Here is a 21,182-nt window from a genome sequence, read left to right as displayed (position 1 = left end):
TTACTTTTCTCCTTTTCCCTGTATTTTTGGATGGAAATAATGGTAACGACAAACTGGGTAATACGACTCATTACCACCAATTTGAACCTGCTCGCCTTCATAAACTGGTTGTCCATTATGAACCCGTAAATTCATCGTTGCCTTTTTTCCGCAGAACCAACAAATTGTTTTCATTTCTTCAATTTTGTCGGCATAAATTAGTAAGTACTTCGACCCCTCGAATAATTCATTTTTAAAATCATTCTTTAAGCCAAACGTCATTACCGGAATGTGAAGCTCGTCAACAATTTTGATTAACTGAAGAACATGTCTCTTCTTTAAGAATTGTGCCTCATCAATCAAAACGCAATAAATTTTTTCGTTCATTTGACAAACATAGTCATAAATATCCGTGTCAGCCATTACAGGTTGAACTTTCCGTGAAAGACCAATTCGACTTGCAATTACACCTCTTCCGGAACGGTCATCAACCCCGCTGGTTAACAAGACTACCTTTTTACCTTGTTCCTCATAGTTATGAGCAACCTTCAGGATATCAATAGACTTTCCGGAATTCATTGCGCCATACTTAAAAAATAGTTGCGCCACAATTCGCACTCCTTTTATACACATAGATAAATCTATTATATCTGAAAGCATTTTTCATTTAAATACTTAGCTAGTGAGTAATGGTTTCGTAATATTAATCCGAAACACTTTTCTTTTAATCAATTAAAGATTAAAATTAGTCGTAATCTAATTTCGGTGAAAGGATTTTTAATACATGTCATTACGCAGTTCATTTGCTGAAGCAGCCGGTCGTTCAAGCTACTGGTTCCTCCACACTTTTATGAATGGTGGGAGTTCATTACCCGGGAAATTAACATTAAAGCTTGACCCTAATATTCTGCAAGCATTCAGTAAAAAGTATGATTTAGTAATTGTTACTGGTACTAACGGGAAAACCCTAACCACATCTTTAAGCGTCCGGGTTCTCCGTGAAAAATACGACCAAGTATTAACCAACCCAACCGGTTCAAACATGGAACAAGGAATCGTTACTACCTTCATTACGGCACCACGGCCAAAGAAAAAGGGATTGGCAGTGCTTGAGGTTGATGAAGCAAACGTGGTAAAGGTTACTAAGTATATCACACCAATTGCTTTTATCTTTACTAACATTTTCCGTGATCAAATGGATCGATATGGGGAAATCTACACTACCTACCAAAAGATTCTTAACGGGGTTAAATTAGCACCAAAAGCAACAATTATTGCTAATGGTGATGAACAGTTATTTAATTCTCATGATTTACCCAATCCCATTATTTACTATGGGTTTAACCATGAACAACGGGAACCATTCGATGCACCTGCTAACACAGATGGCCTTCTCTGTCCCAAGTGTCAGCACATTCTAAAATACCGAATGCGAACTTACGCTAACCTCGGTGACTATTTCTGTCCTCATTGTGGCTTCAAACGACCAAAGCTGACTTATGCTGTCACAAAAATCGATCAGCTGACACCAACCAGTTCAACCTTTGAGCTTGACGGTGAGAAATACAAAATTGGAATTGGCGGTCTCTATAATATTTATAATGCTTTAGCTGCCTATGCGCTAGGAAGGTTTCTTGGAGTTAGCCAAGACCAAATTAAGGATGCCTTTGAATCTGATGAACGCGTCTTTGGTCGTCAAGAAGTCATTAATGTTGATGGTAAAGAGGTTACGTTAATTCTTGTTAAGAATCCGGTCGGGCTAAACCAGGTTCTTGATATGATTGAAACCGATCCCCAGCCTTTTAGCTTTGCCTTCCTCTTAAATGCTAACTATGCTGACGGGATTGATACTAGTTGGATTTGGGATGGCAATTTTGAAAAGCTGGTTCAGCATAATATTCCTCAATATATGACCGGTGGTGAGCGTTATAAAGATATCACCACCCGACTTACGATGGCCGGTGTCGATAACATGTGGCATGAGCCTGATCTAACTCACGTAATTGCTAAGATTAAAGAAATGCCGACGAAGCATGTCTATATCCTAGCTACTTACACTGCAGTCCTGCAATTACGAAAGCAACTGGCAGAAAAAGGCTACATTAAGGGAGGAATGGATTAATGACAAAATATCATCTTAATCTTGCACACCTGTACGGAAACCTGCTAAACACTTATAGCGACGTCGGTAACATTATTGCTTTGCGGTACTATGCTAAGCAGATGGACGCTGACATTACAGTTCAGGTTATCAGTATTGGTCAAGAGTTTGATCCAGCAAAGTTTGACCTTGCCCTTTTTGGAGGCGGTCAAGACTATGAACAATTCGTTGTTTCAAAGGATCTGCCAAATAAAAAGGCCGGGATTAAACAATTTATTGACGATCAAAAACCATTACTTGCAATCTGTGGTGGCTACCAACTGCTGGGCCAATATTATATTGGTGCCAATGGAGAAAAAATTCCGGGATTGAATATTCTCCCCCACTACACTCTTAGTCAGGATCACAACCGTTTTATTGGTAATATCACTATTAAAAACGAACAAACAGGTGACGAATACCATGGTTTTGAAAACCATAACGGAATGACCTTCTTAGGCGATGGCGAACGACCACTCGGTAAAGTAATCTCTGGTCACGGAAATAATGGTCAGGACAAAACTGAAGGAGCAATTTACAAAGAAGTTTATTGTTCTTACTTCCACGGACCAATTCTTACCCGGAACGGTGAAATTGCTAAGCACCTCTTATTAGCTGCTCTTCATAAGAAATACCCAAATGAAGATTTTAGTAAACAAGAACAGTTAGTAATTAAACCAACGTTTTAATACAAAAAAACAGGCCTTGCAGATGAAAATCGTCTGTAAGACCTGTTTTTTACGTTAGAAACTAATTCCACCACGAACAATCATTACCAGAGCTAAAATTCCTGCTACCCCAATTACCAATGCAATTACTTTTTCAAACCGCTTCATCTTCGGTGCTGCCGACAAATAGAGCGGGATCCCGAGTGCAAAGATAATTGCACTTGCAAAAGCATATTCAATTCCGGTAGCAAACAATGTGTAGATTGCATAGGCAGAAGCGATAATTGCAATCAGTTTAAAACCGAAACCGTAAGATTCCTTAATTGCTAGCTTAAGACCATATAGAGCCGATAACAGGTATGCCACTAGTGTAGTCGTTGCTGCAAGCGTATATGCAATTGTATAAGCCGTCTGTAGCTGTGGCAAAAGAAGCACCACCAAGATCAATTGCATAATTAACGTATAAACAATTAAGGCAAACCCGGGAACGTTATGCCGGTTAATAAGTTTGAAAGGTTTTGGCATGGCGTGGTCCATACTAGTAACGTAGGCAATTTCCGGACCAATCATAAACCAGCTTAGGAGAGCTCCCAATAGAGAAATCAGTAGCCCAACCTTGATAATTAACGCTCCCCAATTACCAATTACACTCTTACTCAATACGGTTGCTAATGGGACTGAAGAACTTCCTAACTCGTTCGCTGGAATGATTCCCATTGGCAGTAGTGATATTAGAACATATAAGCTCCAAACAATTACAAAACTAATCACCGTTGCCAAGCCAACTTCAGAATGCTTCTTTGCCCGTCGCGACATTGAAACGGCAGCCTCAATTCCAACGAAGCACCAGACAATCGTACTCATTGCCTGTCCTATTTGTTGAGAAATATTGGTTGAGTGGTGATTTGATGCTAAGACGTGTGTCCATTGGGCAACACTAAATACATGTGGTTGAAATAAAGTAATTCCAATAACAATTACTAAAATTAACGGTAATAATTTAGCAATTGTAATAACCGCGTTCAGAATACTAACTTCGCGAACACCACGCCAACCTATCCACGTATAGATCCACAAAATGACAGAGCCGCCGATAAAGCAGCCAAATGGCGATAGCGGATGCAGCAACATACTATTTAAGGTCTTAAAGAACAATGAGATAAAGGCAATATTGCCAAAAATTGATCCCAACCAATAACCCCAAAACGAGTTAAAACCAACGTAATTTCCAAAGCCTTCCTTAGCGTATGTATAAATTCCACCATCAAGTTCAGGCTTAACAAGTGCTAGCTTATAGAAGACTAGCGCTAACATTAAAATCCCAAAGCCACCAATTAACCACGCAATTAGCGCTGTCAACGGATTTGCTTTTAAAATAAGGTCGGTGGGACTATTAAAAATTCCACCGCCGATTATTGTACCAACAATTAAGGTGATTAAGAGGAACAGATTTAACTTCTTTTCCTTCACCTTAATCACCTCGCTTGTTTTTTATTCAATTATTATACCACATTAACCCACAGTGATTGTACCATTAGCAACAAGCCAAATAGCAACAACACTAAGTACAAGAATTAATACCATAACCCACTTTTCAGCAGCGCTCATCTTGTGGTCGTTTTCACGGCAGGCAAGGTAGTAGATGATGAATCCAGGGATGAAACTGATGGAAACAAGTAAAACTTCTTGCCAACCAGCCAAGAACATGCATGCAAACATGAATGCGGCTGAAAGTAAACCAATGGTGAATTGACCCCATTCTTTATGTTCTGAACTGTACTTCATTTGGTAAAGACCAACGAATAAGTATGAGAACAGGATAGCAGCAGAACAAAGTGAGTAAGCAAATTCATATGCCTTATCAGTGAAAAGCAATGAGAAGAGGAAGATGGTTTGCAATACGGCAGTAATCATCAAGGAAGCAGTAGGTGCGTTCTTTGAGTTAACCTTTCCCCAAACCTTTGGCATTGCCTTATCTTCAGTAACCAGCATTGTAGTTTCGGCTGGAAGCATCGTCCATGATAACCATGAAACAATGGTTGAAATAATCAAACCAACGTTAATCAGAATTGAACCCCAAGTACCAACAGTTGCTTGAAGAACGTGACCAATAGCAGGTTGACCCATTGAAGCCAATTGTGCACGAGTCAAAGCACCATAAGGCAAAATAGAAATCAAAACATAGATAACAACTAAGGTTACAAAAGCAATGATTGATGCTTGTTGAGCAGCAGAACGTGACTTAGCACGGTGGGCCATAACAGAAGCACCTTCAACACCGATAAATACCCAAATCAGAGTCATCAATGTTCCTTGCATTTGTGACCAAACAGAACCAGTAGTAGTTCCCTTTGAAGCATTGTTAGCAACACGGCCCCAGAAGTCTGCAGTAAACATTCCAGCCTTGAAGCAAACAACCATAATAACGATGAAGATAACAAGTGGTAAGACCTTGCAGATTGTCCCAATCATGTTTACGAAGGACGCACTTTCCACACCATTGTTAACAAGGATTGTCAAAAGCCAGCAGAAAACAATTGCAACAATAATTGATGGTAGGTTTTGACCACCCTTAAAGGTTGGGAAGAAAGTACCAATTGAACTCATCAACATTGTCGCGAAGGCAATGTTACCAAGCCATGCAGATAACCAGTATGACCAACCGGAAATAAATTCACCCATTGGTCCGAAACCAGCACCAGCGTATGAGAAGATCCCAGCAGTTAAGTCAGGACGCTTTTCAGATAAGTTGTTCAATGAGAGAACAAGCATTAAGAATCCAATACCAACGAAGATCCATGCTAATAGAGCAGGGCCTGGAGCGGCAGCAGCAGCAACGTCACTGGTAATACCGAAGATACCAGTACCAATACAGGAACTAACAATAAGGGCAATTAATTCGCCTTTACCGATCCCTTTCTTTTCATTTTCCATCTTTACACCCCTTTTAGTCTAAATGTGAGCTAATGTGCTTCATTATTAAATTGTAAATTGCACGCGCATCATTATTATTTTTACTAATAATAATTAACGTATCATTCCCCGCAATTGTTCCAACAACTTCAGGAATATCCAGTTCGTCAAACATCCCACCGAGGATCGTTGCGTAACTAGAATTCAAGGCCGTTTTTACAACATTAATAAATTGCACGGTTTCAATCGTTCGAACGTTCTCACGAATTCCCGTATACAATCTACTGAAATCATGCTCCGGCGTTAATTGTAGCTGGACATAGTAGGTATGACCTTCACCATCATTAGCCTTAACAATATTGAGCGCATGAATATCACGAGAAATCGTCGCTTGGGTGGTTTCGATCCCCTGTTGGGTTAATAAATCCAACAATTCATCCTGGGTTTCGATTTTGTGATCACTGACTAACTGTTCGATCACCTTTCGTCGCGCCTTACGATTCATTCACGTTCACCCCTAATCACAATTTAACAAAATAATTATACAACAATGTCGTTTCAGTACAATAAAAGCAGCAAGAAACACCGCTAACTGAATCATTATTCAGCATCCAAGTGTATTTGCTGCTTTCAAACTAACTAGTTTTTAAGATCTTCACGTACAATTGGGCAGGACATGCAACGTGGACCACCACGACCACGAGACAATTCACTTGAACGAACCTCATGAACGAGAATTCCGTGCTTCCGCAGCAAATCATTAGATACATAGTTACGGTCGTAAGTAACAACCTCACCTGGTGCAATTGTTAACGTGTTAGAACCATCGTTCCATTGTTCACGTGGAGCAACGATTGGATCACCGTTACCAGTAGGGATCAAGTCAATTTCAGGCTTGTCCAATACTTCTTCAAGAACCTTTTGAAGGTCTGTGCGGTGTTGGATTTCAATTTCGCCATCCTTACCTGGGTGGAGAATGTAAGTATCAATCTTACCACCATCCAAGATTTGCGGATGAACAGTAAATTGATCGTAATTAATCATTGTGAAGACCGTGTCAAGGTGCATCATAGCATGGTTGTGTGGAATGTGGATAGCAACAACAGTGTCGTAGTTAGAATCCTTGAATAAGTTCCGTGCGATGTCCATGATTGCATCTGCTGAAGTACGTTGAGAAATACCAATAGCAAATACGTGGTCGGAAAGAACTAATTCATCCCCACCTTCGATCCGAGTGTCATGGTAACGGTCACGCCATACATGAACACCCTTGTTAGCGAACCGAGGGTTGTGCTTAATAATGTATTCAGTGAACAGTGATTCACGTTGACGAGCCTTAAATGTCATGTGGTTAATAGTAATACCATCACCAATTGAGGCTTGTGGGTCACGAGTGAAGTATGCGTTTGGCATTGGATCCATGAAGAATGGGTAACCTGCATCTTCAGCCATTTCAGCAAGTGAAACGAACTTAGTGTGGATCTCATCCTTCCGTACCCCAGCAATAATCTTATCAACCATTGCTTGAGTATCCATGCTAAGCAAGTATTCCTTCAAAGCGTCATGAACAGCACCAGCAGCGTGGCCAGATTCTGCTAACATTTTTTCAAGGAATTCATTCTTTACTTGATCATCTGCTAAAGCTTCAGCTGCCAACTTAGCGAAGTAAAGTACTTCGATTCCTTGGTCCTTTAAAGTCTTAGCAAAGTAATCATGTTCTTCTTGTGCGATTGGCAGGTATGGAATGTCATCAACAAGCATCCGGTGAAGAATGTCTGGGTAGACATTTTCAATTTCATGACCAGGTCGATGAAGCATAACTGTCTTAAGCTTACCAATTTCAGATGTTACGTGAATTGGGCTTTGCATATACACTCACTCCTTTTGTGTGCTTTCATTTGATTACGTGTATATAATAACCAGTTTTGAAACCGTTGTCAAATCCCGTTTTTACGCAGATTTGTGCAATTTTACTATTAGATGAATTTTAGTCAAAATTATACAATTTTATATACAGTTGAGACAGTGAAAATGAATATTCCGTTCGTTGATTTTGCATAAAATTGAATAATAATTTCACAAAGTTTTTTTACATACTTGATTATGCATTTTCCTTTTCGTGAAGATAAGTAGCATAAAGTTGGTCACGAGCCTGCAAGTAAGCATTATTTTGAGCAGTAGGATGAACTCGATTTGTTAAAACAATCATCCCCTGATCTTCTTCTCGGTCAAGGATTAACCAAGTTCCCGTAAAGCCGGTATGGCTAATAATGCAATGACGATCATTAACCGCGTGAAGAAGCTTCCACCCTAACGAACGGCTGTGTTCTCCCGGGATCAACGTCTGGTCCTTAAAGAGTTGGTCAACCATCCAATCATCCAATAGGCCATTAAGGTTAGTCTCGATCAACGCGTGACTATAAAGCAGCAAGTCATCCAAAGTTGAAAACATCCCAGCACACCCACATTCAGCTCCCAAAACATATGCCTTCGGATCATGAGCAGTTCCGCGAATTAGCCCTCGTTTTGCCTGCACTTCAGTTGGGACACTATTTACGGCAAGCGGCTCAAATGTTGTTTCTTTCATTCTTAGCGGATCTAATACCTGGCTTTGGATTAGCGACTGAATTGACTGTCCATAAATTTTTTCCGCAATCCAACCAAGGTAAAGGAAATTAACATCAGCATACCTAATTTGGCGATTTAGGCTGGAATCAACGTGTTGTTGTGTTAAGTATGCCTGTTTTAGCTCCTTTGCCGTTAACTCATCACGATGCGGAATATACCCGCAAATTCCCGAAGTATGTGTTAAGAGGTTCTGGATAGTCGGTCGAGAATCCTTGAATTCAGGTAAATACTTTTGCACTGGATCGGTCAGCTTGAGTTTCCCCGCTTGAATCGCAATTGCAATCACCGGAACAGTACCAATCACTTTCGTTAACGAGGCTAAATCATATTGCATTTTTGCCCGTAACGGTTCTTTCTTCGGCTGTATTTCTGCATAGCCTTTCACTTCTCGATATTCTATTCCGTGATCAAAAAGTGCGTAGCTGATTCCAGGGACAATCCCTTGTTCAACCAACCTATTCAGTCCAGCAATTGTTTCTCGATATTGCTTTTTCATTCCTGTTTCCCCCATCCGTTCCATTCAGTCCACACTATTGTAGCGCAAATAAAAAAGCCGGGAAATCTTCCCAGCTTCTAAACTAATCTTAGATTGTTTCATTAAAGGTTATTGCCAACAAACTGACTATTGTAAAGGTCAGCATAAAAGCCATTCTTCTTCATCAAGGACTTATGGTTCCCCGTTTCAAGAATATGACCATGATTCAACACAATAATCTTATCTGCATTCCGAATTGTTGACAAACGATGGGCAACAACAAAGCTTGTTCTTCCCCTTTGTAATTCATTCATTGCCTTTTGAATTAATTCCTCTGTCCGCGTATCAACAGAACTTGTCGCTTCATCCAGAATCAACACTTCTGGGTTTGCTAAGAACGCCCGGGCAATCGTTAATAGTTGACGTTGCCCCTGTGAAATATTAGATGCTGACTCGTCCAATATGGTGTCATACCCGTCTGGAAGTTCACGAATAAAGTTATCCGCGTGTGCTAGTCGGGCAGCCTGGTACACTTCATCAGCGCTTGCATCTTCCCGTCCATACTTAATGTTATCAAATATGGTTCCAGTAAATAACCAAGTATCTTGAAGAACCATTGCAATATGACTCCGTAATTCGTCACGGGACATTGACCTTGTATTTTGCCCATCAAGATAGATTTTACCGCCCTTAACCTCATAAAACCGCTCTAAAAGGTTAATAATAGTGGTCTTTCCTGCACCAGTTGGTCCAACAATTGCAACCATTTCGTTTGGCATTGCCTTAAGGTTAAAGTTTTCGATTAATGGTTCATCATTATAACTAAAGTCTACATTAGCGAACTCGATCTTTGGCAATGGCTTTTCTTCAATTAACGTTGGGTCCGCGTCTGAAGGAACCATCTCTGGCGCATCAAGTACTTCAAAAATTCGTTCTGCAGAAGCAATTGTTTGCTGAATTGTGCTACTTAAGTTAGCGATTTGGGTGATTGGTTGAGAAAACTGATTCGTATACTGAACGAAAGCCTGAACATTACCTAACGTGATCTGTCCATGAATAACCTCAATTGCCCCAACCACAGCAACCATTAAGTAGCCAAGATTCCGAACAAAATTCATTAACGGGAAAATCAGAATTGAGAAGAATTGAGACTTCCAGGCAGCCTGATAATAGCGGTGGTTTTCCTTAGCAAATGCTTTCTCTTCATCTTTTTCCTTATTAAAGGTCTTAACAATTGTGTGTCCAGCATAGGTTTCTTCAACCTGACCATTAATTTTACCAAGTTCTGCCTGCTGGTTACTAAAAAGTCGTTGGGCAGTCGGTGCTACAAAAGCAACAATTAATGCACTCAGCGGTAATGTAATCAGTGCCACTAATGTTAGTTTCCAGCTAATTGTAATCATCAACGCCAAAACCCCGACAAAGGTAATCACACTTATAACGATCTGAATCAGACTTTGCTGAAGAGTTCCCGCAATGTTATCCATATCATTGACCATCCGGCTCATGATGTCACCGTTACTATGGGTATCGTAAAATTTAACTGGAACCCGTTCCATCTTCTCCTTCAAATCCCCACGAAGATTAAAGACAACCTTCTGGGAAATTTTCGTCATAATAATCTGTTGCGCGAAACTAAATAATCCCGAGAAAACATACAGCAAGATTACGGTTAAACCAATCTGAAAGATCCGGTGAAAATCAATTGGCAGACTAGTAAGGTGGACTCCCTGCTTCATTTCTGCATAGCCACGCATTACCCCATTATAAATAATGGTGGTTGCCTCCCCAAGAATTTTTGGTGCTAAGATTGATAAAACAACGGAGATGATCGCCAATATTATTGAAATAATTACGCCAAATCGCCACGGCTTAAGGTAAGCGAACAGTCGCTTCGTCGTGGGCCAAAAGTGTTGTGCCTTTTTCACCCGTCCACGTGGTCCATTATGCATTCTGGTCATCCCCCTTTGCTATTTGTGAGTAGACAATTTCTTGGTATACCGGATTATCCTTCATTAATTGCTCGTGGGTTCCCTGACCGACGACTTTACCATCGTCTAAAACAATAATTAGGTCTGCATTAGCGACTGTTGATACCCGCTGAGCGACAATTACACTAACAGCATTCTGTAATTGCGAATCTTGCTTAAGCGCTTGCCGCAATTCGGCATCCGTCTTGAAATCAAGAGCAGAAAATGAATCATCAAAAATGTAAATTGAAGCTGGCTTAATAATCGTCCGTGCAATCGCTAATCGTTGCCGCTGACCACCGGAGAAGTTGCTTCCTGACTGCTCAACCTTAGCATCCAGGCCACCAGCTTCTTTAACAAAGTCAGCAGCTTTAGCGACTCTTAAGGCTGACCACATTTCGTTCTCCGTTGCATTCGGGTTTCCAAATTGAAGATTTGAACGAATCGTCCCTGTAAAGAGAACCGCCTTTTGCTGGGTAATCGAAATAACCGAGTGCAGTTCTTGCTGGCTTAATTTATCAACCGGGACACCGTCAACCTTGATTTCACCACTCTCAATATTAAAGAGCCGGGGAATTAAATTAACAAGGGTTGACTTCCCAGAACCGGTCCCACCGATAATCGCCAGCGTCTGACCAGCTGTTACCTTAAAATTAAGGTTTTCCAATGCTAGGCGTTCAGCACCCGTGTACCGAAAATTAACGTGATCAAAGCTTAATGAAGCTGAAGCATCTTCTGCAAGGTGTTCCCGATCTTTTACAGGAAGATCCTCAACACTTGGCTGATGTTCAAGGACAGCATTAACCCGCGCCGCTGAAGCAGATGCCCGAGGAACAAAAACAAAGACCATTGATAGCATCATGAAACTAATCATGATCTGCGTAGCGTAGGTCATAAATGCAATTAGGTTCCCGACTTGCATCGTCATATTTGCGATCAAATGACTTCCTAAAAGAATAATCCCAACATTCGTCAAGCTTAGGATCAAAGTCATTACGGGGAACAAGAATGAAACTAGTGTGTACGCCTTAATTGCAGTATCTGTGTAATCGGTATTAGCCTCTTTGAACCGTTTTTGTTCACGTCGATCCTGACGGAATGCCCGAATTACCCGTACGCCGGTTAGTCCTTCTCGGAAAATCAAGTTAATTCGGTCAGTCTTAAACTGAATACTCTTAAACAGCGGGACCGCAAAGTACATCACAATACCAACAACGATTGCCAAAATCGGTAAACTAATTAAAAACACCTTAGTCAATCGTGGCTCACGAATATAGGCTAAAACGCAAGCCGCCACCAGCATAATCGGTGATTGTAACATCATTCGCAAGACCTGCATCATAACATTCTGAATTTGCACAATATCGTTAGTCGACCGGGTAATTAGTGATGAGTCGCCAAACTTACTCATATCGCGACTGGAAAACTTCATCACATGACTAAACACCTGTTTACGCAGCTTCTCACCCACTTGCATTGATTGAGTAGCTGCAAAATAAACATTCCCTGCCGCTGCCACGACACCAATTCCAGCGACAATTAGCATTAACCCGCCGGCATGCCAAATGTAGCCTAAATCTTGCTTCACAATCCCGTTATTTACTAAATCGGATGTGATTGTCGGCAAGTATAAATCACAGGCGACTTGAACTAATAGGAACAGCACGGCTAAGGTTGTCGCCCATTTAACAAGATTTTCTCTAGCAATTTTGATCAAACCGTTCACCTTTCCCTTCTTTTGGTAACCGATCACCATAATAACGGTGAAGGTTCTTGTCCATCATATTGACTACCTTAACAAAGCGCGCTAGGTCTTCCTGATCAATTTCTTCTAAAAGGTGGTTACCAAATTCATGCCGCTCTTCTACAAGCTTTTGGTAAGCCTTGCGCCCCTTTGCTGTTAACCGGACGTGAATTACCCGGCGATCATTTGCGAGCCGTTCCCGTTTTATAAGATCGTCACGTTCTAAGCGCTCAAGGACTTCCGTTAAGGAACCCGGCTTAATATTTGCCATATCAGCTAATTCTCGTTGCGATAACGGTTGATCCCGCATTGCCAAGATATGAATTATTCGGCCCCGTCCAAGGAACATTCCCGAATGCTTAACGTTCCTTTTGGAGAGATTATGCATTTGCCTGATTAAACTAAATAATCGGGGAAATACTTCATCATCGGTGATCATTCTTCCATCTCCTATCGTTAGGTGCATAATTGTTAGGTACATAACTATTACATAATAACCACGTTTTCTGTAAAAAGCAATGATCATGAATGAATTTTAAAAATAAAAACTCAGGTTTCACCTAAAGTGAAGTACCTGAGTTTTTAGTAATTTTAACGAAAAACGTAATTATTGGTTACCAATAGTCGGTTGAGTACTGATCGTTGGTTGGTTACTAATGGTACTACCGCCACCAGTATGGCCACCACCGTTATAGGAATGGGATGGGGTGTAGCCGCCACCGCCTGTATTACCACGGTAACTGCTACCACCGCCATTATAAGATGCTCCAGAGTTATTGCTTCCGCCAGCATTACTGTTCCCACTGTTATTGGAATTACTGTTTGAAGAATGGGATGAGCTATGACTAGAGGATGAACTAGAAGAACTAGAACTGCTTGTAACGGATGAGGATGAAGAAGATGATGAATCATTCTTTTGTTCCTTGATTGTAATGGTCTTCTTAACCTTCTTATCACCACGAGTTGCGATAATATCGTACTTAGCGGCATATTCAAAGTTATACTTAATCGTTACAGGACCATCACTCTTTTCTGCCTTGAAGGTCTTGTAAACTTTACCGGTATCATGACCAACGATCTTCACCTTTGTATTTGGTGAAACAATAATCTTCATTGGTGCTACGCCATCACTATTCAACCGTGCCTTCTTCTTATCGAAGTTAATATAGACTTGGTCAGCTTCCTCGTCATCATCATTGGTTATTGCCTTGGTTTCTGTTATATCAGAATCCGACTTTGAGTGGTGATCAGCATAGACAGTACCACCGATACTCCCAATAATAATGAATAACAACAACCAGTTAACAAATGCTCGCCCGCGGCTAACAAAGTTGTCGCCTTGGCGCATTCGTCTAACTTGCCCAACATACTGGATAATTAACAAGATTAGTGCAATTACCCCAACAACTATAAGTACATTTTTTAAATTCATAATTAAAACACCATTTATTTTTGCAAATTTAAAAATAACACTATCTTAGTGTAACACGTTTCACTATTATTCTTAATCATTTTCATTAAAATAATTGTTAAATTCAAAAAAGCGCTAAGAGAAGTAGTTAGCCTATCTCCTTTGCGCTTCCTTATAGTTACTCTGTTAAGAGTGTTATATTATCTATCTATTACTAATGATTTAAAACTAAAAAATCACCCGCACGGGGATCGAACCCGTAACTCCGCCTTGAGAGGGCGACGTCTTAACCAATTTGACCAGCGGGCAATAAACAATACAAGAGAAGTATACAGATTTTCTCATATATTGTCAAACATTAATTAATTTACTATTTAGATCAATTAATAAAGACAAAATCATTCAAACGATAGTTCTAGTAAATAAATCCTCATCTTCTTGACGTGAGCAGTTGTCGCCCAAACATCGTGATAATTCTTCTTTTCTTGATGCGTCTTAACAAAAAAGCTTTCTAGCAAATCACCATTTTTAGCCACAAAGTCATTTGATAGTCGATTTACCATTAAGCGATCATCCGGAAAATAGAAAGCAGCATCTGCAATTTTCAATGAGTCCTTAATAAAAACGGAAATTGTATTGATATACTGTACTTTTTCACTCACTATTAGTTCTGGATGATGCTTAATCTTGGTTAATACGTAATAAATTGAATCAGAATTACTTGCCATTTTCTCTTCTCCTCAATGTCTAAAGGTATTTTACCAAGAAACAAATCACACGTAAAATTTCAACAAAAAAGGGCTCCGAATAATACGGAACCCTAACTAATTGGGCATACTGGTCTCGAACCAGTAAATTATGGATTCAGAGTCCACTGCCTTACCAGTTTGGCGAATGCCCAATAAGATAACAATAATAATATACACGGTGAATTTTAATTAGTCAACCATTTTCTTCGGATTCATCTTAATCAAATTCACTAATGACGATGTTTTTGTAACCAAATCCGCCACTGCGTTACCATATTAATCCACGGATGCCTAGTCCCATTATTCCAATAGTCAACATCTGCTTTAATTTGCCGTTGTGACCACCGAGAGTAATCATGGTGCATAAAGTTATAATCTTGCACCTCAGACTGGCTTTCCCAAATAGCAGCCATTATAAACTGGCTTCGGGTCCGTTGTAACTTTGGATCGACTTGGTCTACCGCGGTGACATCTAATACTTTAGCAGTCGCAATTGGCGGAATTACCCGATTATCCTTAATATATGGGCCAACCGGGACGTTAATCAAGGCACCCTTCATTACCTCTTGCCAATTCTCTCGTGTTTGATAACGATGCTCTAATCCCGGCTCAACATCGTTTGCTAATAGGTAATTTCTCTCTTCGCCCCAACTAAGTACAACATGGAGTTTAAATGCCGCAACCATGATAGATTTCCCCCTCGCAACCTTGTTATTACTATTTTACCGCAAATCTTTTCCCTGTAGCGGTTCACATAGGGAAAAATCCATTCTAAATAATAGACAAGCTCTAAGAAGTTCACTAGAATGCACTTTATGGGGGTAGCTTTTTAATGAAGAAGTATTCGAAATTATTTCTCCCGCTAATCTATAGCTTGATTTTTATCACCGCGATCTGGTCCTATCAGAATATTGAAACAGTAAACTCAAACACTAACATCTTCATTCATGAAGTCCAGATTCACACTCAAAATATTATTAACCAGGTTACGGGAAAAAAGAAACAAAAACCGAAATTAACAAAAGATAACTCGCAAAGGACAGAAAAAAAGGCCACTTACTCGAAGCCTGTCGGTAAATGGCCGACAAATTCTGCCACTATTTTTATTAATATCAAAGATCCGGTCTTACGAAGTGCTGCTAAATCAGCGATCAAAGCATGGAATGATACTGGCTCCTTTACTTTTCACGTGGTTAAGAAGCAAAAAGATGCAAATATTCCTTTCACAACGATTGATGATGATAAGGATGGAGCGGCTGGTTTAACAGAAGCAAATATTAATTCTGGCAATGGCAACTTCATCTACGTAAGGGTCGAACTCAACTCTGCATATCTGCTAAATCCGGTTTACGGTTATTCACAACGACGGATCATCAATACAGCCGAGCATGAACTTGGTCACGCCATTGGTCTTCACCATACAGATAACATTTCAGTAATGCAACCAACCGGTTCTAATTACCCAATTCAATCAACAGATATTCAAAACGTTAAGCTCCTCTATTCACGGAAAAACACTGCATCAACTTCATCTCAGTCTCAAACTAATACTACTAATAATAACTAGATTCCCTCTTAAATTTAAAATCCACCAGCTGATTCATGATAAAATGACACCGTGTGTATTTTTAAGAAAGGTTATCGTTTCAATGAATTCAAATAAAAAAGCTCTCGGTCTTGCAATGGTAATCACCGCAACCACTTTTTGGGGAATTTCCGGTCTGTTTGCCAAGGCCCTTTTTAACATTAGTCCGTCCATCACTTCACTATGGCTAACCCAGTGGCGGTTAATTTTTGGTGGTGTGATTATGATTGTTATTAGCAAACTAATGGGCAACCATCCATTTGCAATTTTCCATAATTTACACGATACCTGGGTTATCTTTGCCTATGGTGTAATTGGTCTGGTACCTGTCCAGTTTGCTTACTTTATGGCAGTTCAAGAAGGAAATGCTTCCATTGCCACTATTCTTCAATTTGTTGGCCCCTTCTTCATTATCGCTTATCTGGCCGTTTTTCGACATGAGCCACCACGAAGAATTGAAATCATTTGTGCAATCATCGCCTTCCTCGGTGTCTTCATCATTGCCACTCATGGTCGATTCAACCACTTAGCTGTCACACCAGCGGTCCTCTTTTGGGGCTTTATCTCAGCGGTTGGTGTTGCCACCAATACTTTGATCCCCCAGAAAATGTTACAAACTGGGCGTGTACCATCGCTAGACGTTACTGCATGGGGACTTCTGTTTGCTGGCATCGTTCTTTTAGCAATTCACCCTCAGCAACCGGCAATTCCAAACGTTCCCAGTGTTTGGATCGACTGTGCAAGCATCTTAATTATTGGAACAATCATTCCGTTCTACTTGGCAAATACCTCACTCAGATACATTGATGCAACAACATTTAGTCTAATGGATGCCTTTGAACCACTTTCGGCAACTATCGGTTCCGTTTTAATTTTCCACCTTTACCTAACCGGAGCTGATATTCTTGGATCCATTCTGGTTATCGTTGCGGTATGTGCAATCAACATTCGTCCACACCGCAAGAATGCTAGTGACTAATAAGAAGGAGGATATAATATGACAGAAGATGGTTATAAATATGATGAAGATGGCTTTCGTGAGGATCTTAAGAATGATCCCAATGTTCTTCACCAGCCCGACGCTGATCGGACAAGCTGGAAGCTAAAGGTTCTTTCTTACGATGAAACAATTGATGTTCTTAATGGTGATACTAAGGTCCAACCCGAGTTTAAGTTCTCTGATGAAGTATTGGATAAAATTGTTAAGGAAAAGCCTGAGTTGAAATCTGATGAGGATATTAAAAACCTCATTAAAGATAAAGACCAGCAAATCCTTCTCGCAAGGTATAACGAGGATCAGGCTAATAATCAAACAATTAGTCCTGATAGTGAAGCCCAGGATAAGGAATAGTTAGTCAAAAGAAGCTGAGAAAAATATTCTTCTCAACTTCTTTTCTTCTATATAATTCAAAAAGGGCCATCTGGAATTATTCCAAATGACTCTTTTCTTGATTCATCTATGATTAGTTATCACTAATAACAGTACCAACCTTACCGGCAAGGGCATCGTCTAAGCCGTTAAGTGAAGTAATCAAAGCTTTCCGCTCTGGGTGGCCTTCAACGAAGGATAAGCAGGCTTCAATCTTAGGAAGCATACTACCAGCAGCAAATTGCTTTTCATCCATGTACTTTTGGGCTTCGGCAACGTTTAATGTCTTCAAAGCCTTTTCATCTGGCTTACCGTAATTTACAAATACGTAATCAACAGCAGTTAAGATGATTAAAGTATCAGCATCAATCTTATCAGCAAGTAATGCGCTAGAACGATCCTTGTCGATAACTGCTGGAACACCTTCTAAGCCATCGTCAGTCATGATAACGGGAACACCGCCACCACCACCAGCGATAACAAGATCGCCAGCTTCAATCAAAGTCTTGATACTGTTCAATTCCATAATCTTCTGTGGAAGTGGAGAAGGAACAACTTGACGATAGCCACGGCCAGCGTCTTCTTTGAAGGTGTAGCCCTTTTCCTTTTCAATCTGTTCAGCTTGTTCTTTAGTGTAGAAGTCACCAACAGGCTTGGAAGGATTCTGGAATGCAGGGTCTTTAGGATCAACAGCAATTTGAGTAACAACAGTTGCTACGTTCTTGTTCATCCAACGACGGTGCAATTCATTTTGAAGACTTTGTTGTAAGTGGTAACCAATATAACCTTGACTCATTGCCCCACATTCTGGGAATGGGAAGGCAGCAGTCTTACCGTTTTCAGCAGCAAAGTTCATTCCAAGGTTAATAGCACCAACTTGTGGACCATTACCGTGGCTGATTACTACTTGGTTACCAGCATCAATTAAACCAATTAAAGAAGAAGCAGTATTCTTAACCAGCTTTAATTGTTCTTCGGGGGACTTACCAAGGGCGTTACCACCCAAGGCAACAACTACTTTAGCCATCTAGAGAGTCCTCCTTAGTTGTGTTCACCTAAAGTTGCAACCATAACAGCCTTGATGGTGTGCATCCGGTTTTCAGCTTCACGGAATACAACTGAGTTCTTGCTTTCGAAGACTTCATCAGTAACTTCCATTTCCTTAAGACCGAACTTCTTGTAGATTTCCTTACCTACTTCAGTGTCAAGGTTGTGGAATGCTGGAAGACAGTGTTCGAAGATAGCCTTAGGGTTTTCAGTAGCGTCCATAACTTCCTTAGTAACTTGGTAAGGCTTGAGAAGCTTGATCCGCTTTTCCCACATGTCATCTGATTCACCCATTGATACCCAAACATCGGCGTAGATAACATCCATGCCCTTAACGCCTTCCTTAACGTCGTTAGAAACAACGATCTTAGCGCCAGTTTCGGCAGCAATAGCGTTAGCCTTGTCAAGAACTTCCTTAGTTGGGTTCAATTCCTTAGGAGTTACAACGTGGTATTCCATACCCATAACAGCAGCACCTAACATCAAAGCGTTAGATACGTTATCTTGACCGTCACCAACAAAGGCGAACTTGATTTGTTCGTAAGGCTTCTTCAATACTTCATGAGCAGTTAAGAAGTCAGCCAATACTTGTGTTGGGTGGTCTTCATCAGTTAAACCGTTCCAAACTTGAACACCTGAGTACTTAGCCAAAGTTTCAACATTCCGTTGTGAGAAACCACGGTATTCAATACCATCAAACATACCACCAAGAACACGGGCAGTATCCTTAACAGATTCCTTGTGACCAATGTGTGAGCCTGATGGGCCAAGGTAAGTTACGTGAGCACCTTCATCCTTAGCACCAACTTCGAATGAGCAACGAGTACGGGTTGAACTCTTTTCGAAGATTAAGGCAATGTTCTTGCCTTCAAGGTTCTTACCTTCAGTACCAGCGTACTTAGCCTTCTTTAAGTCTTCAGCAAGGTCAAGCATGTATTCCATTTCACGCTTGTTAAAGTCTGAAAGTGTCAAAAAACTACGATTACGTAAATTGAATGCCATAATTAAATTTCCTCCTTGAAATTCTTTACGGTTTATATAATAGTAAGCACTTTCAAAAAAAATCATTTTGCTTCAAAATGATTCATCAAAAAGTTTAAATTTATTTTCACAATGATCAAAAATATGCATTTAAAGAAAGCGGATCCATCACTATTCATACATTATTCAACCCAATAATATACATTTCACAAGCATTTTATTAATCAGTATGCTTAATATTCAATATCTAATGAATTATTATTGACTTTCGCTCCAGCTTCAAATAAACTCAAAATGACTCAAATTGATTCGAGGTATTAAAATGAACTTCTACATTGTTGATAATGATAACAACGCTACATCTCTTCTTAAAGATATTATTGAGAACGACTTTAATAATTCAGTTGTTGGTACAACCTTCAATGCTGAACAAGCATTTGAAGATGTTATTCGCTTGAGTATTGATGTTATGTTTGTTAACCCGTCCCTGTCACAGATTAACGGGATTGAGCTAATTAAGCGAATTCAACAAAGCAACCATCACCCTCACTTCATAATGGTTAGTCAGGCATTCGATCCTGCAGGAAGAACAAACGCCTACCGAGCCGGAGTTGACTTCTGTATCGAAAAGCCCTTGAACGTTGCTGAAGTGAAAACTGTTATTAAATTAATTGGTGAAAACATTAATATGTCAAACCGAATGTTGCAGATACTTGATCTGGTCAGTGGAGCTGCCAATCAGAACACGACTAATATTAACTTCAAGAGTAAGGAAAAAGAGAACGTGAAGTCAATTCTTCGTTTTCTCGGGATCACAAACGGTTCTGGCGCCCAGGACATTACCCGAATTATCAATGTTATGATTGAGCAGGGAATCACGTTTGACAATATTAACTTTCATGAAATTTTTCGGTGTGACGATCATGGTAAAAAGATTATTCTTCAACGGATTCGTCGTGACCTCAAGACTGGTCTAAATAACCTTGCCCATATGTGCATTGATTATCCAGAAAATGATATTATTTTGGAATATGCTAATAACCTTTTTGAATACAAGAATGTTCATAATGAAATGAAAATTATTAATGGTACTGCCTCACGTGGCGGCCAGGTCTCAGTCAAGCACTTTTTCAACGGTCTAGTTCAAGAAAGTGCTCAAAAGTAAAAGGAAAGCCATTCAGAAACTTTGCTAGTTCCTGAATGGCTTTCTCTTACTTTTTTATCAGCTGGATCGTTAAATAAACCCAAATGACAATCAAAATAACGGTATATAGTGTGGCAATCCACATGACCCACTGCAAGAATGGGATTAATTTGAACATATTCAAAATCGTAAAGCAAATTGTCAAAACACACCAAACAGCAATTCGTATCTGAAGCTGATGACGTTGCTTATTGAGTTGCTGACGATTCATTACTTGTTTTCGCCCATTTCAGCCCGCAGCTTCTTGCCGATCTCTTCGTAACCTGGCTTGCCTAACAGGCCAAACATGTTAACCTTGTAAGCTTCAACGCCTGGTTGA

The 21,182-nt window shown here is 40.1% G+C and carries 21 protein-coding genes and 2 tRNA genes; 6 read left to right on the top strand and 17 right to left on the bottom strand.

The genetic code is table 11. The features are described from left to right. The gene (locus HMPREF0549_RS07395) at positions 1-588 is read right to left on the bottom strand and encodes a thymidine kinase (protein ID WP_040531627.1); all 588 of its coding nucleotides are present in this window, start codon (positions 586-588) and stop codon (positions 1-3) included. A gap of 175 nt (positions 589-763) precedes the next feature. Between HMPREF0549_RS07395 and HMPREF0549_RS07390 the strand changes: the two genes are divergently transcribed. Further along, on the top strand, positions 764-2,101 hold the full coding sequence (locus HMPREF0549_RS07390) for a Mur ligase family protein (RefSeq protein WP_003717653.1): 1,338 nt from the start codon (positions 764-766) through the stop codon (positions 2,099-2,101). After that, positions 2,101-2,808 (top strand): type 1 glutamine amidotransferase, encoded by a 708-nt coding sequence (locus tag HMPREF0549_RS07385; RefSeq protein ID WP_003717652.1) that lies wholly within the window; start codon positions 2,101-2,103, stop codon positions 2,806-2,808. The genes HMPREF0549_RS07390 and HMPREF0549_RS07385 overlap by 1 nt, the downstream gene beginning before the upstream one ends. A gap of 54 nt (positions 2,809-2,862) precedes the next feature. On the opposite strand, the gene HMPREF0549_RS07380 is transcribed toward HMPREF0549_RS07385, so the two are convergent. From HMPREF0549_RS07380 to HMPREF0549_RS07320, 13 genes are all read right to left on the bottom strand, one after another. Beyond that, complete coding sequence (locus HMPREF0549_RS07380; protein WP_224758360.1) at positions 2,863-4,257, bottom strand: amino acid permease; 1,395 nt, start codon at positions 4,255-4,257, stop codon at positions 2,863-2,865. Positions 4,258-4,299: 42 nt separating this feature from the next. Next, positions 4,300-5,721 carry a basic amino acid/polyamine antiporter gene (locus HMPREF0549_RS07375; protein WP_003717650.1) on the bottom strand — a complete coding sequence of 474 codons (1,422 nt, stop codon included), beginning with the start codon at positions 5,719-5,721 and terminating at the stop codon, positions 4,300-4,302. Positions 5,722-5,734: 13 nt separating this feature from the next. Next, on the bottom strand, positions 5,735-6,205 hold the full coding sequence (locus HMPREF0549_RS07370; protein ID WP_003717649.1) for an arginine repressor: 471 nt from the start codon (positions 6,203-6,205) through the stop codon (positions 5,735-5,737). A 134-nt stretch (positions 6,206-6,339) separates the two neighbouring features. Further along, on the bottom strand, positions 6,340-7,569 hold the full coding sequence (gene arcA / locus HMPREF0549_RS07365) for an arginine deiminase (protein ID WP_003717648.1): 1,230 nt from the start codon (positions 7,567-7,569) through the stop codon (positions 6,340-6,342). A gap of 232 nt (positions 7,570-7,801) precedes the next feature. Then, positions 7,802-8,824, bottom strand: coding sequence for a serine hydrolase domain-containing protein (locus tag HMPREF0549_RS07360; RefSeq protein WP_040531624.1), 1,023 nt, complete (start codon positions 8,822-8,824; stop codon positions 7,802-7,804). 101 nt (positions 8,825-8,925) lie between these two features. Continuing rightward, complete coding sequence (locus HMPREF0549_RS07355) at positions 8,926-10,755, bottom strand: ABC transporter ATP-binding protein (RefSeq protein WP_003717646.1); 1,830 nt, start codon at positions 10,753-10,755, stop codon at positions 8,926-8,928. Further along, positions 10,748-12,490 (bottom strand): ABC transporter ATP-binding protein, encoded by a 1,743-nt coding sequence (locus tag HMPREF0549_RS07350; protein ID WP_040531723.1) that lies wholly within the window; start codon positions 12,488-12,490, stop codon positions 10,748-10,750. Before HMPREF0549_RS07350 ends, HMPREF0549_RS07355 begins: the two co-directional genes overlap by 8 nt. Then, the gene (locus HMPREF0549_RS07345) at positions 12,474-12,956 is read right to left on the bottom strand and encodes a MarR family winged helix-turn-helix transcriptional regulator (RefSeq protein ID WP_050754873.1); all 483 of its coding nucleotides are present in this window, start codon (positions 12,954-12,956) and stop codon (positions 12,474-12,476) included. Before HMPREF0549_RS07345 ends, HMPREF0549_RS07350 begins: the two co-directional genes overlap by 17 nt. A 168-nt stretch (positions 12,957-13,124) precedes the next feature. After that, positions 13,125-13,949 (bottom strand): hypothetical protein, encoded by an 825-nt coding sequence (locus HMPREF0549_RS07340; protein WP_003717643.1) that lies wholly within the window; start codon positions 13,947-13,949, stop codon positions 13,125-13,127. Between the two features lie 215 nt (positions 13,950-14,164). Next, a tRNA-Glu gene (locus tag HMPREF0549_RS07335) sits at positions 14,165-14,237 on the bottom strand. Between the two features lie 89 nt (positions 14,238-14,326). Further along, entirely contained in the window at positions 14,327-14,656 is a 330-nt protein-coding gene (locus tag HMPREF0549_RS07330) for a hypothetical protein (protein WP_003717642.1), read from the bottom strand. 100 nt (positions 14,657-14,756) lie between these two features. Beyond that, positions 14,757-14,829: transfer RNA gene (locus tag HMPREF0549_RS07325), tRNA-Gln, on the bottom strand. Positions 14,830-14,907: 78 nt separating this feature from the next. Further along, positions 14,908-15,363, bottom strand: a complete 456-nt coding sequence (locus tag HMPREF0549_RS07320) for a DUF7679 family protein (protein ID WP_003717641.1) — start codon at positions 15,361-15,363, stop codon at positions 14,908-14,910. Positions 15,364-15,509: 146 nt separating this feature from the next. Between HMPREF0549_RS07320 and HMPREF0549_RS07315 the strand changes: the two genes are divergently transcribed. The 3 genes from HMPREF0549_RS07315 to HMPREF0549_RS07305 all read left to right on the top strand — a co-directional run bounded on the left by HMPREF0549_RS07315 (position 15,510) and on the right by HMPREF0549_RS07305 (position 17,613). Continuing rightward, entirely contained in the window at positions 15,510-16,244 is a 735-nt protein-coding gene (locus tag HMPREF0549_RS07315) for a matrixin family metalloprotease (protein ID WP_003717640.1), read from the top strand. Positions 16,245-16,326: 82 nt separating this feature from the next. Next, the gene (locus HMPREF0549_RS07310; protein ID WP_040531618.1) at positions 16,327-17,241 is read left to right on the top strand and encodes an EamA family transporter; all 915 of its coding nucleotides are present in this window, start codon (positions 16,327-16,329) and stop codon (positions 17,239-17,241) included. An 18-nt stretch (positions 17,242-17,259) separates the two neighbouring features. Then, complete coding sequence (locus HMPREF0549_RS07305; protein ID WP_003717638.1) at positions 17,260-17,613, top strand: hypothetical protein; 354 nt, start codon at positions 17,260-17,262, stop codon at positions 17,611-17,613. A gap of 112 nt (positions 17,614-17,725) precedes the next feature. On the opposite strand, the gene arcC is transcribed toward HMPREF0549_RS07305, so the two are convergent. Both arcC and argF read right to left on the bottom strand, forming a co-directional pair. Beyond that, positions 17,726-18,658: a carbamate kinase gene (arcC, locus tag HMPREF0549_RS07300; protein ID WP_003717637.1), complete on the bottom strand. Its 933-nt coding sequence runs from the start codon at positions 18,656-18,658 to the stop codon at positions 17,726-17,728. Between the two features lie 14 nt (positions 18,659-18,672). Next, positions 18,673-19,680, bottom strand: coding sequence for an ornithine carbamoyltransferase (argF, locus tag HMPREF0549_RS07295; RefSeq protein ID WP_040531616.1), 1,008 nt, complete (start codon positions 19,678-19,680; stop codon positions 18,673-18,675). A gap of 301 nt (positions 19,681-19,981) precedes the next feature. On the opposite strand from argF, the gene HMPREF0549_RS07290 reads away from it, so the two are divergent. Further along, a complete protein-coding gene (locus tag HMPREF0549_RS07290) occupies positions 19,982-20,824 on the top strand; it encodes a DNA-binding domain-containing protein (protein WP_003717635.1) in 843 nt (280 codons plus the stop codon). A 46-nt stretch (positions 20,825-20,870) separates the two neighbouring features. Here HMPREF0549_RS07290 and HMPREF0549_RS09775 read toward each other — a convergent pair whose 3' ends face one another. Further along, positions 20,871-21,074 carry a hypothetical protein gene (locus HMPREF0549_RS09775; protein ID WP_003717634.1) on the bottom strand — a complete coding sequence of 68 codons (204 nt, stop codon included), beginning with the start codon at positions 21,072-21,074 and terminating at the stop codon, positions 20,871-20,873. Positions 21,075-21,182 lie beyond the last annotated feature (108 nt).

Origin of the sequence: Limosilactobacillus vaginalis DSM 5837 = ATCC 49540, from assembly GCF_000159435.1 — a bacterium.
In the GTDB taxonomy this organism is placed as follows: domain Bacteria; phylum Bacillota; class Bacilli; order Lactobacillales; family Lactobacillaceae; genus Limosilactobacillus; species Limosilactobacillus vaginalis.
Note: the sequence above shows the minus strand (reverse complement) of the source record. Positions and strands in the feature narration are given on the sequence as shown.

Bases quoted from the DNA above. Each gene is read 5' to 3' on its own strand.
- HMPREF0549_RS07390 (WP_003717653.1), top strand. From the start codon at position 764: ATGTCATTACGCAGTTCATTTGCTGAAGCAGCCGGTCGTTCAAGCTAC.
- HMPREF0549_RS07385 (WP_003717652.1), top strand. From the start codon at position 2,101: ATGACAAAATATCATCTTAATCTTGCACACCTGTACGGAAACCTGCTA.
- HMPREF0549_RS07375 (WP_003717650.1), bottom strand. From the start codon at position 5,721: ATGGAAAATGAAAAGAAAGGGATCGGTAAAGGCGAATTAATTGCCCTT.
- HMPREF0549_RS07370 (WP_003717649.1), bottom strand. From the start codon at position 6,205: ATGAATCGTAAGGCGCGACGAAAGGTGATCGAACAGTTAGTCAGTGAT.
- arcA (WP_003717648.1), bottom strand. From the start codon at position 7,569: ATGCAAAGCCCAATTCACGTAACATCTGAAATTGGTAAGCTTAAGACA.
- HMPREF0549_RS07360 (WP_040531624.1), bottom strand. From the start codon at position 8,824: ATGAAAAAGCAATATCGAGAAACAATTGCTGGACTGAATAGGTTGGTT.
- HMPREF0549_RS07355 (WP_003717646.1), bottom strand. From the start codon at position 10,755: ATGCATAATGGACCACGTGGACGGGTGAAAAAGGCACAACACTTTTGG.
- HMPREF0549_RS07345 (WP_050754873.1), bottom strand. From the start codon at position 12,956: ATGATCACCGATGATGAAGTATTTCCCCGATTATTTAGTTTAATCAGG.
- HMPREF0549_RS07340 (WP_003717643.1), bottom strand. From the start codon at position 13,949: ATGAATTTAAAAAATGTACTTATAGTTGTTGGGGTAATTGCACTAATC.
- HMPREF0549_RS07330 (WP_003717642.1), bottom strand. From the start codon at position 14,656: ATGGCAAGTAATTCTGATTCAATTTATTACGTATTAACCAAGATTAAG.
- HMPREF0549_RS07320 (WP_003717641.1), bottom strand. From the start codon at position 15,363: ATGGTTGCGGCATTTAAACTCCATGTTGTACTTAGTTGGGGCGAAGAG.
- HMPREF0549_RS07315 (WP_003717640.1), top strand. From the start codon at position 15,510: ATGAAGAAGTATTCGAAATTATTTCTCCCGCTAATCTATAGCTTGATT.
- HMPREF0549_RS07310 (WP_040531618.1), top strand. From the start codon at position 16,327: ATGAATTCAAATAAAAAAGCTCTCGGTCTTGCAATGGTAATCACCGCA.
- HMPREF0549_RS07305 (WP_003717638.1), top strand. From the start codon at position 17,260: ATGACAGAAGATGGTTATAAATATGATGAAGATGGCTTTCGTGAGGAT.
- arcC (WP_003717637.1), bottom strand. From the start codon at position 18,658: ATGGCTAAAGTAGTTGTTGCCTTGGGTGGTAACGCCCTTGGTAAGTCC.
- argF (WP_040531616.1), bottom strand. From the start codon at position 19,680: ATGGCATTCAATTTACGTAATCGTAGTTTTTTGACACTTTCAGACTTT.
- HMPREF0549_RS07290 (WP_003717635.1), top strand. From the start codon at position 19,982: ATGAACTTCTACATTGTTGATAATGATAACAACGCTACATCTCTTCTT.
- HMPREF0549_RS09775 (WP_003717634.1), bottom strand. From the start codon at position 21,074: ATGAATCGTCAGCAACTCAATAAGCAACGTCATCAGCTTCAGATACGA.